Below are 13,982 nucleotides of genomic sequence, written 5' to 3'. Positions count from 1 at the left end.
TCGGAATGATGAACATCCGTTCCGCCCAGCGCATATCGCCTTCTTCGGAAGGGAACGTTAATCGAACTGGAGCAGAGAGCTTGCGACAGACGATACTTGTTGCCGATAAGGAGGAACAGGAGTGGGCTCGACCACGAAATCCAGAAAAAAGCTGTCCGTCTTATTTACGAGCGACATCGGCGAAGACGTCCGGCCGGCTGAAGCGGCGTCCCCGTCGGGCGGAAATCGCCGGTCGAAAGGCAGGATCGGCGAGTATGCCGCGCTCTCGACCGTTCCGCTCGTTCTCGTCCTCGGGAATTCCATGCTCGTTCCCATCTTGCCGACGCTGCGGAGCGAGATGGGCATCTCCCAATTTCAGACCAGTCTTGTCATCAGCTTATTTTCGGTCTCCGCCGCGCTGATCATCCCGATCGCGGGCTATTTGTCGGACCGCTTCAGCCGCAAGGCCGTCATTATCCCTTCCCTGATCGTCTACGGAAGCGCGGGCGTGCTCGCCGGCTTCGGCGCGATATGGGATTCGTACGGCGTCCTCATCGGCGCGCGGGCGCTGCAAGGGATCGGAGCCGCCGGCACCGCTCCGATCGCCATGGCGCTCGTCGGCGATCTGTACAAGGACGGCCAGGAGAGCCAAGCGCTCGGGTTGATTGAAGCCTCCAACGGAACCGGGAAGGTCGTCAGTCCGATTCTCGGTTCGCTGCTCGCCCTGATCGTCTGGTATGCCGCCTTATTCGCGTTTCCCGTATTTTGTCTGCTTTCCCTGCTCGGCGTTCTGTTTCTGATTCACGAACCGAAGCGCAAAAACGAGCCGAAGCCGATCTCCGGATATCTTCGGTCTATCCGGCAAATTTTCGCCAAACAGGGACGCTGGCTGGTGTCTTCCTTCTTCGCCGGCTCGCTCGCGCTGTTCATCCTGTTCGGCGTCCTCTTTTTCTTATCGGACATTCTGGAGAAGCCGCCCTATTCCATCGAAGGCGTTCGCAAAGGGCTGGTCCTCGCCATTCCGCTGTTCGGGATGGTGGCGACGGCTTATGCGACCGGATCGGTCATCCGCAAGAACGGCGTTCTGATACGCTGGCTCATGAACATCGGACTCGCGTTGATGGCTGTCTCCCTGGCGCTGGCTATCTGGCTCAACACGAATCTGTACGTTTTTATCGGCCTGCTGACCGTCAGCAGCATCGGGACCGGACTGCTTCTTCCCTGCCTGAATACGATGATCACCGGAGCCGTCGACAAGTCGGAGCGGGGCATGATCACGTCCCTGTACAGCAGCCTGAGATTTTTCGGAGTCGCGTTCGGCCCGCCGCTGTTCGGCTGGATGATGGCCAAGTCGCATACGGTCGTCTTCGTCACCGTATCCGCTCTGTCGCTAATCGCGCTCGGGCTCGTCTTTTTCCTCGTCAAGCCCGGCAAACAGGTGCAGTAGACAGGGGTTGCCCTCCGCGCTTTAATCGCGCATACTCGGGGAAAAGGGGAGGGGAACTATGGAGACCTCAAGAGAAGCGCGATTGGATGCCGACGTGGAAAAAAAGCTCGTGTCCGCCCTGCTGAACCGCCTGCCCAACGAGTCGTGCGGCTTGCTTTGGGGGACGGCGGCGAACGGCGTTATCGAGGTTGGCGGGTTTCGGCTAATACGCAACGCTGCCGATTCTCCTGCCGCGCAGTTTCGCTTCGATGCGGAGGACTGGATCGCGGCGTATTACGAAGCGCAAAAAAACCAACGCGAAATCGTCGGTTTGTTTCACAGCCATCCGTCCGGAACGATCGTCCCCAGCGAGAGCGATCTCGCAGGATTCGTTCCTTGGAAGTCGTATTGGATTGTCGGGCTGCAGAGCGCCGGCCATCAGATCGGCGTCTACGTGCGCCAGTCCGAAGCCGGCTGGGCCAAGCTTCCTCTGCGCGTCGTCAGTGGCGGCTCAAGTATGCGTACAGCTCACCCAGCGTCGTCACTTGCCGATCCAAAATCTGTCTAAGAAATTGAAAATAAAGCTTGGCGGTCATGATCGAATCGTGCAGGGCGTGATGCCGCTCGGTGACCTCGACGCCGTAACGATCCAGCACCTCGTCCAGACCGTAATGAATCGCCTTCGGCTCGAGCCACTTGGCGATCATCATCGTATCGATCATTCGATGCGTCAAGTTGACCTTGGACGTCCGCCACAAAGCGCTGTTCAGAAACTGCTTGTCGTGGCCGCTGCCGTGCGCGATCAGCACCCTCTTGCCGATAAAGTCCATAAAATCGTGCAGCACCTGCATCAGATCGGGCGCATGCTCCGCCATGTCGTTCGTAATGCCGGTCAGCTCCGTAATGTGGCGCGGAATTTTCCGCTTCGGATTGACCAACTGGTAGAACGGCTCGGCTTCCTCGAAGCTGCCTCCGCGAATAATGACGCCGCCGATCGAAATAATTTCGTCTCCGTTGTACGGATAAAAACCGGTCGTCTCCAAATCGAAAACGACCGCTTCCATCTCGGAAAGCTGCATTTCGAGCGCGCTTTCCTTGCGCTGCTCCCTGGACATCGAGCGGATGAAGGCCATCTGCTGGGCGTTGGACGAGCCGAACATCGAAGCGATCGCCGGGGTAAGCCCGCCCATCTTGTACAGGTTCCACATTCGCCCTCTCGAATTCGTATCCTTGGGCTCTTTCACCGCTTTCACCTCCCGCCAAACCGGTACTGCAGCTCCTTCTGCACCTTGCGCTGAACTTTGCTGCCGATCTTCAGCGCTTTTTTCAGAGGAGCGATCATCTCCTTCGTCAGCCGACTCGCCGGAAGCTTCCCGGTGCCTACGAGATAACCGTCCTCCATCGCGACCGAGGTGAACAGCCTCAGCTTCAGGAACAGCTCGAAAGCCTCCTTGGCCTCCTCGGCCTCGTCCTCGGCCAGCACCTCTTCGTTCCGCAGCGCGTCGATCCTTCGCAACGTGCTCGTCTCGCGAATGCCTGCGCGCATGGCGAGCAGCCGGAAGGCGTTCACCATCGGAATATAGGCTCCATATTTGATATCCAAGCTGCCCGCATTTTCCCCGTACCGCTCCGTCAGCAGCTGGCCGAATACGCCGACCAGAACTTTGTGCCTCAGCGTATTTTCGAGCATTCTTTTTTCGATAACCGGGTGGCTGAGCAAATCTCCGAAGTAACGGCTGCGAAGCCGATCCGCCAGGCCGGCGTCTCCCCAGACCGCCCGAGCGTCCGCGGCGATCAGCAAGTATCGGACGTTCTCCCAGTTCGGCTCGGCGAACCAGCTGGCGATTCTCGCCGACCAGCCCGTCAAGGGCAAATTCCACTCCGGATTGGAGGCGATCACGCTGCCTTCGCAAGGCGGATAGCCGATCGCGATCAAATATTCGACCGCCGTATCGGCCAGCCTCAGGAAGTAGCTCCGGTTTCGCTCTTCTTCTTCCTCGCTTCGCGCATCGGCGTACACAAGGCCGCTGTCCTGATCGCTGTGCATCGTCTGCTCGAGGCGGCCTCCGCTGCCATAGAGCATATACGCGTAAGGCACGGGAGGGGCGCCCAGCCCCGACCGTGCCAAATCGTTCTCCGCCAGCATAAGCACTCGGACAATCAACGCGTCGTGAAGCTCGTTAAGCGCGACGATCGCTTCGTCGGCGGGAGAGGAGATCAGCTCGGCCTCGAGCCGCCGCTGTTCCCTTTCCCTGGCCGCTTTCAGTTGGTCGAGATTGTCGGCGCAGTCGATGTCTGGCCACCGCTTCTCCCGGATGGGATTGTGCATGCGGTCTATACCCTCCCGTGATTACGCCGGCGAACTCGTTGGATGGACTTATACGGACGTACCGGCTTTTTTCAATTGCTCTGGGTAACCGTAGTTGCCGTGCTCGCTCAAGTCGAGACCGATAATTTCCTGTTCTTCCGTGACGCGGAAGCCGATGACTTGCTTCACGACCCACAGGACGACGAAGCAAGCTGCGAAGGCGAACGCGCCCGCCACGACGACCGATTCGAATTGAACCCACAATTGCTTCCAGCCGCCGCCTGCGAACAGACCCGCTTGACCTACGCCCACTTTGGCCGAGAGCTCTTCGGTCGCAAACAAACCATTCGCCAAAGTTCCCCAGATCCCTGCCGCGCCGTGAACGGACAGCGCATAGATCGGATCGTCGACTTTGATTTTCTCGAAAAACTTGGCGCTGAAGAAGACGAGCACGCCGGCGACGAGACCGATGACGACAGCGGCCCAGGGCTCTACGAACGCGCAGGAGGCCGTAATGGCCACCAGACCCGCCAGCGCGCCGTTAAGCGTAGCCGTAATGTCTGCCTTGCCGTTCACAAGCCAGGAGATCAGCAGCGCCGCTACCGCGCCGGCAGCCGCGCCCAGCTGCGTGTTAAACGCGACGTATCCGAAGAAGCCGTCGCCGATCGCAACCGTGCTGCCCGCGTTAAAGCCGAACCAGCCGACCCACAGAATAAGAACGGACAGCGCCGTATACACTTGGTTGTGGCCGAGAATTTCGTTCGCGGAACCGTCTTTGTTGAAGCGGCCGATCCGCGGCTTGAGCAGTATCGTCGCCGCGAGAGCGCCGATGGCGCCGGTCAAGTGGACGACGGTCGAACCCGCGAAGTCCTGCGCGCCGTCTTCGGCCAGCCAGCCCCCGCCCCAGATCCAGTGAGCGACTACCGGATAGATGACCGACACGAAGAACAAAGTAAAGATCAGGTAGGAGGATAACTTCGCCCTCTCCGCGAACCCGCCCCAAGCGATCGACAGCGAGACGGCCGCGAACGCGAGCTGGAAGACGAAGAAGATGGAATCCGGCAGACTGCCGTCCGTCACTCCGTTAGCCGGAGAAAAGAAAAAGTTGCCGATTCCGATGAACCTGTTCACCGTTTCCGAAGCGTCTCCGCCGAACGCGATACCGTAGCCTACGGCCCAGTACACCAGGGACGCCAGACCTACCGTAAAGATCGTCTTGCCTGCGACGTGGCCGGCGTTCTTCATCCGGGTCGAGCCGGCTTCGAGAAGAATAAATCCGCCTTGCATGAGCAGTACCAGAATGGCAGCGAGCATGACCCACAAAGCGTCGAGTCCCATGTTCAATTGCGCCGGCGACGGATCTTCCGCGAACGCGGCTGTCGGGAACAGCATCAGTAGCGCACCTAAGGACACCAAACTTTTCTTCAACACAACGACCACTCCCTACGTGTGATGTTTCTTAACATTTTAAGAAAGGCATAGTGTCATTATAGGTTGATCTTCCCGATTTGACAATACGATTTTTGCAAAAAAGTTCATTATTAACGCCAAAAATCTAACATTCATGTCCATTTAGGCGTTCAATGTTAGGTTTTAGATCTTTAATTTACATAATATGGTTGTTAGGCGGTGAAGAGGCTCCGTCTTCTCGGGAAAGAAGGAAGGCCCGGACACCGGCAAGCCCGGTTTCCTGCGAGAAGGATGGCACATCGGCTGCAATTTCACGGGAGGATTTATTCCGCATTCACAAGTCCGTAACAATAAGAAGCAAAAGGGCCGGAGCTGTCAAGCATCACGTTTGACTGTACGGTTGAGGATTCTGTATGATGGATGAAAGCGGACTTTATATGGAACGAAGATCACCAAAGAAAGGGGATAACGATGCGTAAAGGACAGTCGCCTGCCCAGCGCCTCTACCGGATCGGGGAGCTCTCCTCGCTGGCCGGAATCAGCTCGCGCACGATCGACTACTACACCAGTCTAGGCTTGATTCTGCCTGCCAAAAGGTCGTCCGGGAACTATCGCTTATACGATGACGAAACTTTAAGCCGCTTGCGCCGTATTGAACAATTAAAGGCGCAGAAGTTTTCCCTGGAAGAGATTCGGGAGCAGTTCGCCTCCCACAACCGCGTTGCGGTGGACGAAATCGTAAATCGCAAGCTTGCCGATTTGCAGATCCATCTCGTCCAACTGGAACGGGAAGTTAAAGAACTGGAGCCTGTACTGGAGCAACTAAAGCCCAATCAAGCCAAAAAGCTGTACAGAACCATTACTCCGCAAACAGCAGCCTGCGTTGAGGCTCTTCTTCTTCTTTTAGGGAAAAGTAACTTCATGTGAACATTCACCCTTAAGATGGAGGTCGAAAAGCGATGTTTTTTCACCCGATGGATTTTCTGATTATTATCGCCTTCCTGCTGTCGCTGTGGGCTCAGTTCCGGGTCAAAGGCACGTTCAACCGCTGGTCTCAAGTCAAAGCCTCTAGCGGGTTGACCGGCTACGATGCGGCCAGGCGGATGCTCGACCGCAACGGCCTGCACGACGTGCCCGTGGAGCCGGTTCCCGGCGCCTTGTCCGACCATTACGATCCGATCGCCCGGGTCGTTCGTCTGTCCGAGCCGGTCTACTACGAGCGTTCGATCGCGGCAATTTCCGTCGCCTGCCACGAGGTCGGACACGCCATCCAGCATCAGCATGCCTATCCGATGCTCGTGCTGCGTCACCGGATGTTCCCGGTCGTCCGTTTCGCGTCCGGCATCGCGCCGTTTCTGCTCATTGCCGGCTTCCTGTTCAGCTCGCTTAATCTGATCGGGTTCGGGATCATCTTCTTCGCGGCCGCGGTCGCCTTCCAGCTGGTTACGCTCCCTGTCGAGTTCAACGCCAGCTCCAGGGCGCGCGATCTCATGGTGGCGGAAGGCTTCATCCATCGCGACGAAGAGCGCGGAGTGGCCAAAGTGCTGAACGCCGCCGCCCTGACCTATGTCGCCGCCGCATTGATCGCGCTGCTCGAGCTTGTCAAATATATCATGATCTTCACCAGCAACCGGGAATAACCCGCAGCTGCGACAAGGGGCAGCCTGGATCCTTATCGGATTCCGGGCTGCCCCTTCCCTTGTTACAACGACTTGTAATCATGGTGGAAAAAATCGATCAGGAACGAATGAAAAATCTGGACGACGAGCGGAAGCTTCTCGGAGGATCTGTGAATGAGCCCGATCGTCCGGGTTACCTTCGGCTCGCTTATCCTCACGACCGCGGGCATCATCGAGCTCGTCTCGTACATCGCCATCTCCGGCAGCAGACTTACGCCCATACCGGCCGCGACAAGCCCTCTGATCGTCCCCGACTCCTCGCCCTCGAAGCCGATTTTAGGCGTAAATCCGGCTTCCTTGCACGCGTCCCAGACGATCGGGCGCAACGAATAGCCGTTCCCGAACAGCACGAACGTCTCTTCTTTCAGCTCGCTGAGGTTGATCGCCTCTCTGCCGGCCAGAGGATGGTTCGTAGGAAGAATAGCGTAAAGACTCTCCGTCAGCACGACTTCGCCCGTTACCTGATCGTGATTTTCCGGGAACGGAGAGATGAATGCGATGTCGACCTCGGCGTCGACGACGTCCCGGATCAAGGAGGGATACATCCCTTGACGGAACCGAAACTTGACGTTCGGGTGCAGCTTGCGGAAGGCGGCCACAACTTGAGGCACGAGGTGGATGCCCAGGCTGTGCGGGAAGCCGAGCCGAATTTCCCCCACTTCGGGATCGAGAAATTCGTGAACTTCCATGACGGCGCGATCGAGATCTCCCAGTATCGCTTCCGCTCTCCGCAAGAACAGCTGGCCGACCGGAGTCAGCTGCACGTTGCGCCCCCTCTGCATGAACAGACGGATGCCGAGCTCCTCCTCGAGCCGGTGAATCTGCCGGCTCACCGCCGACTGGGCCACATGCAGCTCCTCGGCCGCTTTCGTCACATGCTGAAGCCGAGCAACCTGCACGAAATATTCCAATTGCCTCAGTTCCACGCGACCACCCCTTTCCCGTCCTGCGCCCCATCTTCCATTCATTGGACAATGGCGTTCCATAACGATTATAATGATAACGGCAAACCTTATCAATGAAGGAGGATTTCGTCCCATGTCCCAAGAACGTTCCGTTTCTTTCAAAGGCAATCCGATTACGCTTGTCGGTCCGGAATTGAAAGTCGGAGATTCCGCGCCAGATTTCTCCCTGAACAAAAACCTGCTCGAAATGTCTTCCCTGAAGGATTTCGCAGGCAAAATCAAGCTGATCAGCGTCGTTCCTTCGATCGACACGGGCGTATGCGACGCGCAAACTCGCCGGTTTAACGAAGAAGCCTCCAAGCTGGGCGACAACGTCGCCATTCTCACCGTAAGCGCCGATCTTCCGTTCGCCCAAGCCCGTTGGTGCGCCGCGGCAGGCGTAGACCGCGTCTTCCTGCTGTCCGATTACAAGGACAACAGCTTCGGCAAAGCCTACGGCGTGTTCATTAAGGAGTTCCACCTGGACATGAGAGCCATCTTCGTGCTGGATCAGAACGACCGGATCACTTATGTCGAAGTGCTGAACGAGATGACGGAGCATCCGAATTACGAAGCGGCGATCGCCGCCGTCAAAAACCTTCTCTAGACCGCAAAACCTATTCATGACAAAAGCGAGGACAGGCCAGACGCCTTCCTCGCTTTTATTATGTCGTCTGAAGCGCCCGTCTAAGCCTTGTAACTCGCCAGCTTGCGATCCAGTACGCTGTATATTTCCTGTATGTTTCGATAGTTCGCTCCGAGATCGCCAAGCGAGCCGCGGGAAGCCGAGTAAATGTCCACCGCCGTGTTGCCCGGGCTTGTACCGACGAGTTGGATCGTAATATCCATCGTCCGTCCGGACATCGACTTCTTCTCCATGACGATTTCCCCGACCGTCTGGACTTCGTGAAGAACTTTGTAGCCCTTCATTTTCTTCAGAATGGAGCTGATTTCATCCCAAGCGCGATCTTTCGAAAGGCGGTAATAGTGAGATTTAAGCTTGGGGTCCTTCGCCTTGTCGCTCGTATGCTCATGACTGCGAATCAATCCGATCAGAATCCGCTTCAAACGCTCTCTCTCCCTCCGAGTACCCTTGGCGCTACCATCTATCATACCACGCCTTACCCGGGGATTAAAGTCCATAGACAGAAAAAACCCGCCATTGCCGTCCGACGTGCATGTTTCTGAACCTGCTTTGGCAGGTGGGTGCCCGCAGCCCGGGTTTTGACTTCCCTTTTCGAGGGCGTGTCAGCCGCCTGGCAATGTAGAGCTCCCTGGAAACAAACATTGGTTCAAAACAATAAAGCGTCGTAACGCACAGGGCAGGATTATCCCCATTATAAGCGGGCAAAGCGCAAAAGTAAAAGGTTTAGCCCTGGGATTTTTTCCCTTCGTCCTCTTCGGCGGCCTCTTCTTCCTGCTCGGCTTCGGCTGCCGCTTCGGCTTGCTCCTTCATCAGCATCATCTTCTGAATGACGATGTTGAAGTTAAAGAAGGTATACACCGCGATGATGCTGCCGAAGAAGAAGGGCAGCAGAAAGGTGAATCTCAAGCTGATGGCGATGACGGCCACCGCTCCGATCGCCATAGCCAGCGAACGGAAAGGGCGTCCGATCGTCAAAATAAGCGCATTCTTGAACAGTTGAACCGTTTTCATATGAAAATGGGACAACAGCGAAAAGAAGTGAAGCAGAGAGATCAGCAGCAGCAGCATTAACGCGATGAACAGATACGCCAAGATCTGAAAACCGCTGATTTGCTTCAGATAGACTTGAAAATCGATGATCAGGATGGCGAACAGCAAGGCGTAGAACACGCCTCCGATCATCGCCTGAACGAAGTTCTGCTTATAATTGCGGAAGAACGTTTTGAATAGCGGAACGTCGACATCTCCGAGCACCCATTTCCGGGCGACCGAGAACATCGCCGAGGTCGCCGGAAACAAGGTGAACGGAGCGACAATTGCAAGCGGGATAATCGCCGCTTGCAATTGCTCCATATTGGTCGCCGTTATAAACACGTACATCAGAAACCAAAAAGGAAAAGAAGTGAGAAGCCAAAGCACGTTCGTAACCGACAGCCTCATAATCCATTCGGATATTTTGTAGAAGCCGCCCATCATGCCCCGCATTTCCATGGGGATTCCTCCCTGATGCCTGTTGGTCAGTCTGCTGCTGCCGTTAGATCTTTACGAAGTCTTCGTTCTGCGATCGACTGCCGCGATAATCGTTTTTGCGCTCGGTGCGTCCGCCGCCGCGGTTGTCGCGATAGCCGCTGTCGTCGCGATTGCTGTTGTAGCGGCTGCCGCCGCCGTAGGACTTCCGGCCTCCGCCGTAGCCGCCCGGACCGCGCCCTTGGCCGCTCTGGCGCCAGGAGCCTCCCGAACCGCCCTGGCCTCCGCCGGAGCCGTAGCGGCGTCCGCCGCCGCCGTAACCGCCGCCGCGATTGCCTTCGAACTTGCGCTTCTTCGAGCGAACCGGATCCTCCGGAGTCAGCTCGACGTTGACATCCTTCTTGTCGCCGTTCAGAAGCTTCATCGCGGCCGCCAGCAGCTCGACGGAATCGTATTGCTCGAGCAGCTGCATCGCGACCCATTTGTAAGGCTTGACGTCCTCTTCGGAGCGAATCGTTTCCATGATGCGCTCGGCGAGCACCTTCTGTTTGCCTTCCATCGCTTCGGACAAGGTCGGAAGCAGCTTCTTGGATATACGGTGACGGGTGACCCGCTCGATGAAGTGCAGGTGATCGGTCTCGCGGTGCGTTACGAACGACCAGGAGGTTCCTTCCTTGCCTGCCCGGCCCGTACGGCCGATGCGGTGAACGTAGCTTTCCGGATCTTGCGGAAGGTCGAAGTTAATGACGTGGGTCACGCCGGATACGTCCAGCCCGCGCGCCGCCACGTCCGTCGCCACCAGAATGTCGATGCTGCCGTCGCGGAACTTCCGCATGACGGCGTCGCGCTGATTCTGGGACAGATCCCCGTGCAATCCGTCGCATGCGTATCCGCGCTTCATCAGCGCTTCGGAAAGCTCGGCTACGCGGCGCTTCGTGCGGCCGAAAATAATGGCCAGCTCCGGCGGCTCCATGTCGAGCAAGCGGCACAGTCCGTCGAACTTCATGCGCTCCTGGATCTCGACATAGTACTGCTGAATCGAAGGCGCGCTAAGCAGCTTCGACTCGACTTTGACGTGCTCGGGCTCGCGCAGGAACTGCTGCGCCAGCTTCTGGATGTTCGCCGGCATCGTCGCCGAGAAGAGCAGCGTCTGACGCTCTTCGGGCACGAGCTTGAGGATCGACTGGATGTCGTCCATAAAGCCCATGTCCAGCATTTCGTCGGCTTCGTCCAGAACGACCGTCTGAACGTCGTCAAGGCGGATCGTCTTGCGGTTGATGTGATCGAGCAAGCGTCCGGGTGTTCCGATAATAATCTGCGGCTTCCGTCTTAAAGACCGGATTTGACGTGAGATGTCTTGACCGCCGTATATAGCCAAGGAACGAAGTCCCTTGAAACGTCCAAGCTTCTCGATTTCTTCCGATACCTGAATCGCGAGTTCGCGAGTAGGCGCCATAATCAAGGCTACGATACGGTCTTCCGATGCGGCGATCTTGCTGATCAGCGGGATGCCGAATGCAGCGGTCTTGCCAGTGCCCGTCTGGGCCTGCCCGATCATGTCTTTGCCTGCGATGGCAACGGGAATAGCTTTCGCTTGGATTGGGGTCGCCTCTTCAAATCCCATCTCCGATATGGCTTGAAGTACATCCGGCTCCAAACCAAACTCTGCAAATGTGCTCAAACTTTTTCAATCTCCTTCTGTGTTGGGCCTTCAACTTACGGCTTCCAAAAAAATGATCAGTTCATTATAGCACAAACCTGCCTGTAAACTCCAGTCTCAGGAAAAGAGCGCCATTCCTTGAATGAGCCTCGTCTCCCGGGGGAACCTATGCGTACAACGCCGCGTCCGCTCCCTACGCGCGCAGAGGAGTGCTTGTATGAAAAGAATTGCCATAGTCGGCCCCGTATTTTTGATGATCATCGGCGCCGCCGCCGTCGGCTTCGGCTTCCAGATGCTTCTCATTCCGGAGAAGCTGCTCAGCAGCGGAGTGTCCGGCGTCGCGATGGTCATCGGGTATTTGACCGGATGGAACATCGGCTGGCTTTATTTTGCCCTAAACGCTCCGATTTTGTTCTGGGGATATCGGATTTTGGGAAAACGCTTTATCGCCCTCAGCATCGTAACGGTTGCGGCGACGTCCTTTTTTCTGCAAACGATTCCCATCGTCAAGCTGACGGACGACCGGCTGCTCGCTTCTGTGTTCGGCGGCGTTCTCGTCGGTCTGGGCACGACCTTGTCGCTGCGCTTCGGCGGCTCGTCCGGGGGCTTTGACATTATCGCCACGATCATCTCGCGCTACCGCAATCTTCCGGTCGGCCTGCTGATCGTCGGGCTTAACGCGTTCGTCGTAGCCGCGCTCGGCTTTCTTCAGCACGATTGGAACGCCGCCCTCTATTCTATGCTGTCCATCTATTTAACGGGAAAAGTAATTGACGCCGGCTACACGCCCCATCATAAGGTGACCGCTTTTATCGTCACCAACCGCACGCAGGAGCTGGCCTCCAGACTGCTCAAAATGCCCCGCGGCGTCACGATCGTGAAAACCCGGGGGGCGTTCACGAGCGAGGAAAGGGATATGCTGATGACGGTCACGACGCGCTTCGAGCTGGCCGAGCTGCGCAAAATGATCAAGGAGATCGACGCCAAAGCGTTCGTGAACGTCGTGCAGACGGTTGACGTCATCGGCGATTTCCGCAAGCGATAATTTCCCGGCGAAAATTCTGGGTTTTTCAGCAAAATACTACAAAATACCTGTGTCTACTCCTCCCCATCTCGTTTATAATCGGATTACAGAGCTTATGGGGAGAGAATAGGATGAAGATTTTTTTGACGTTTTTCCTGCTTCTGAGCCAGGCGTTCGGCGGCGGGCACTCGGCCGAGCAGCCGTCCGCCGGGCTGTGGGGCTCGATGATGCACGCCGTTCATCGGCCGGCGCTGCCCGGAAACGGCGGAGGCGGGCTGGCGGGCGCGCCGACCGGAGATCCCCAGCCGGATGCCCCGGTCATTAAGGGGATCTACGTCACGGCATACAGCGCAGGCGGCGAGAGAATGGCCAAGCTGCTGGACTTGCTCGACCGGACGGATCTGAATTCGATGGTCATCGACATCAAGGACGATCTCGGCAATATTACGTACAAGACGACCCACCCGCAGCTGCAGGAGCTCGGAGATCCACAGCCGTACATTAAAGACGTCGACAAGCTGATGAGCACTTTGCGGGAGCATGACGTTTATCCGATCGCCCGCGTCGTCGTATTCAAGGACAGCGTGCTCGCCAAGAAGCATCCGGAATACTCCTTTATTCAGAAGGACGGCTCGGTCTGGCAGAACGGCAACAAGGACAAATTCGTCAATCCTTATCGCCGGGAAGTGTGGGAGTACAACGTCGAAGTCGCCAAGGAGGCGGCCAAGCTGGGCTTCAAGGAGATTCAGTTCGACTATGTCCGATTCCCGGAAGGCTTCGAGAAGCGGGCGGACAGCTTGAAGTATACGAAGGACGAGCAGAGCCGCGTCGATATCGTCACCGGCTTCGTCGAGTACGCCAAGAAGGAGCTCGAACCGCTCGGCGTGCGGGTGTCCGTCGACATTTTCGGCTATGCCGCCTCCGTTCCCGCCGCTGAAGGCATCGGGCAGGATTTCACGAAAATCTCCGGCGCGGTTCACGTCATCAGTCCGATGATCTACCCGAGCCATTACAGCACGGGCTGGTTCAAGCAGAAAGATCCGGACAAGGCCCCGTACGAGACGATCAAGGGCGCTATGGACGATACGCACAAGAAGCTGGAGCCGCTCGGCGACGACAAACCGATTATCCGGCCGTGGATTCAGGATTTCACCGCCAAATGGCTCGGAAAGGGCCGCTACGCGCAATACGGCGTCGCCGAAGTCGAAGCCCAGATCAAGGCGCTGAACGACAGCGGCGTCGAGGAATATCTGCTCTGGAATGCCGGCAACCGGTACACCGAAGGCGTTAAATATTGATCGCGGCAGGGTCATAGATGACCCCTGCAATGCCGCCGCTCGTCTGCTGCAACCCGACTTGTCGGGCTGCAGTCCCACATAGACGGGGCTGCCTCATCCGGTCGGATAACGACCTGAGAGACAGCCCCGTTTATTGTTCTC

14 protein-coding genes and 1 other RNA gene are annotated in these 13,982 nt (G+C 57.0%); 7 read left to right on the top strand and 8 right to left on the bottom strand.

The window, feature by feature from the left end:
• Positions 1 to 121 precede the first annotated feature (121 nt).
• A complete protein-coding gene (locus ACFO3S_RS17225) occupies positions 122 to 1,426 on the top strand; it encodes an MFS transporter (RefSeq protein ID WP_378098706.1) in 1,305 nt (434 codons plus the stop codon).
• A 58-nt stretch (positions 1,427 to 1,484) separates the two neighbouring features.
• Complete coding sequence (locus tag ACFO3S_RS17220) at positions 1,485 to 1,973, top strand: M67 family metallopeptidase (protein ID WP_378098705.1); 489 nt, start codon at positions 1,485 to 1,487, stop codon at positions 1,971 to 1,973.
• Here ACFO3S_RS17220 and ACFO3S_RS17215 read toward each other — a convergent pair.
• The 3 genes from ACFO3S_RS17215 to ACFO3S_RS17205 are packed head-to-tail and all read right to left on the bottom strand — an operon-like array spanning position 1,906 to position 5,105.
• A complete protein-coding gene (locus ACFO3S_RS17215) occupies positions 1,906 to 2,649 on the bottom strand; it encodes an exonuclease domain-containing protein (RefSeq protein ID WP_378098703.1) in 744 nt (247 codons plus the stop codon). The two genes, ACFO3S_RS17220 and ACFO3S_RS17215, sit on opposite strands and share 68 nt — an antisense overlap.
• Positions 2,650 to 2,654: 5 nt before the next feature.
• On the bottom strand, positions 2,655 to 3,734 hold the full coding sequence (locus tag ACFO3S_RS17210) for a DUF294 nucleotidyltransferase-like domain-containing protein (protein ID WP_378098701.1): 1,080 nt from the start codon (positions 3,732 to 3,734) through the stop codon (positions 2,655 to 2,657).
• A 48-nt stretch (positions 3,735 to 3,782) separates the two neighbouring features.
• Complete coding sequence (locus tag ACFO3S_RS17205; RefSeq protein WP_378098899.1) at positions 3,783 to 5,105, bottom strand: ammonium transporter; 1,323 nt, start codon at positions 5,103 to 5,105, stop codon at positions 3,783 to 3,785.
• Positions 5,106 to 5,594: 489 nt separating this feature from the next.
• On the opposite strand from ACFO3S_RS17205, the gene ACFO3S_RS17200 reads away from it, so the two are divergent.
• Together ACFO3S_RS17200 and ACFO3S_RS17195 are read left to right on the top strand one after the other, a co-directional pair.
• Positions 5,595 to 6,050, top strand: a complete 456-nt coding sequence (locus tag ACFO3S_RS17200; RefSeq protein WP_378098699.1) for a MerR family transcriptional regulator — start codon at positions 5,595 to 5,597, stop codon at positions 6,048 to 6,050.
• A 32-nt stretch (positions 6,051 to 6,082) separates the two neighbouring features.
• The gene (locus ACFO3S_RS17195; protein ID WP_378098697.1) at positions 6,083 to 6,763 is read left to right on the top strand and encodes a zinc metallopeptidase; all 681 of its coding nucleotides are present in this window, start codon (positions 6,083 to 6,085) and stop codon (positions 6,761 to 6,763) included.
• A gap of 62 nt (positions 6,764 to 6,825) precedes the next feature.
• Here ACFO3S_RS17195 and ACFO3S_RS17190 read toward each other — a convergent pair whose 3' ends face one another.
• Positions 6,826 to 7,728 (bottom strand): LysR family transcriptional regulator, encoded by a 903-nt coding sequence (locus tag ACFO3S_RS17190; protein ID WP_378098695.1) that lies wholly within the window; start codon positions 7,726 to 7,728, stop codon positions 6,826 to 6,828.
• Positions 7,729 to 7,840: 112 nt separating this feature from the next.
• Between ACFO3S_RS17190 and tpx the strand changes: the two genes are divergently transcribed.
• The gene (gene tpx / locus ACFO3S_RS17185) at positions 7,841 to 8,353 is read left to right on the top strand and encodes a thiol peroxidase (RefSeq protein ID WP_378098693.1); all 513 of its coding nucleotides are present in this window, start codon (positions 7,841 to 7,843) and stop codon (positions 8,351 to 8,353) included.
• An 80-nt stretch (positions 8,354 to 8,433) separates the two neighbouring features.
• On the opposite strand, the gene ACFO3S_RS17180 is transcribed toward tpx, so the two are convergent.
• The 4 genes from ACFO3S_RS17180 to ACFO3S_RS17165 form a co-directional block, all read right to left on the bottom strand.
• On the bottom strand, positions 8,434 to 8,859 hold the full coding sequence (locus tag ACFO3S_RS17180) for a DUF1499 domain-containing protein (RefSeq protein WP_378098691.1): 426 nt from the start codon (positions 8,857 to 8,859) through the stop codon (positions 8,434 to 8,436).
• Between the two features lie 36 nt (positions 8,860 to 8,895).
• Positions 8,896 to 9,078: non-coding RNA, 6S RNA (gene ssrS / locus ACFO3S_RS17175), on the bottom strand.
• A gap of 37 nt (positions 9,079 to 9,115) precedes the next feature.
• Complete coding sequence (locus ACFO3S_RS17170) at positions 9,116 to 9,883, bottom strand: YesL family protein (protein ID WP_378098690.1); 768 nt, start codon at positions 9,881 to 9,883, stop codon at positions 9,116 to 9,118.
• A gap of 43 nt (positions 9,884 to 9,926) precedes the next feature.
• A complete protein-coding gene (locus tag ACFO3S_RS17165) occupies positions 9,927 to 11,540 on the bottom strand; it encodes a degradosome RNA helicase CshA (RefSeq protein WP_378098688.1) in 1,614 nt (537 codons plus the stop codon).
• Between the two features lie 196 nt (positions 11,541 to 11,736).
• Between ACFO3S_RS17165 and ACFO3S_RS17160 the strand changes: the two genes are divergently transcribed.
• Positions 11,737 to 12,564 (top strand): YitT family protein, encoded by an 828-nt coding sequence (locus tag ACFO3S_RS17160; protein WP_378098687.1) that lies wholly within the window; start codon positions 11,737 to 11,739, stop codon positions 12,562 to 12,564.
• Between the two features lie 110 nt (positions 12,565 to 12,674).
• Positions 12,675 to 13,841, top strand: coding sequence for a putative glycoside hydrolase (locus tag ACFO3S_RS17155; RefSeq protein ID WP_378098685.1), 1,167 nt, complete (start codon positions 12,675 to 12,677; stop codon positions 13,839 to 13,841).
• Positions 13,842 to 13,982: the final 141 nt, after the last annotated feature.

The sequence above is a fragment of the Cohnella hongkongensis genome, from assembly GCF_042654645.1.
Classification (GTDB): Bacteria; Bacillota; Bacilli; order Paenibacillales; family Paenibacillaceae; genus Cohnella; species Cohnella hongkongensis.
Note: the sequence above shows the minus strand (reverse complement) of the source record. Positions and strands in the feature narration are given on the sequence as shown.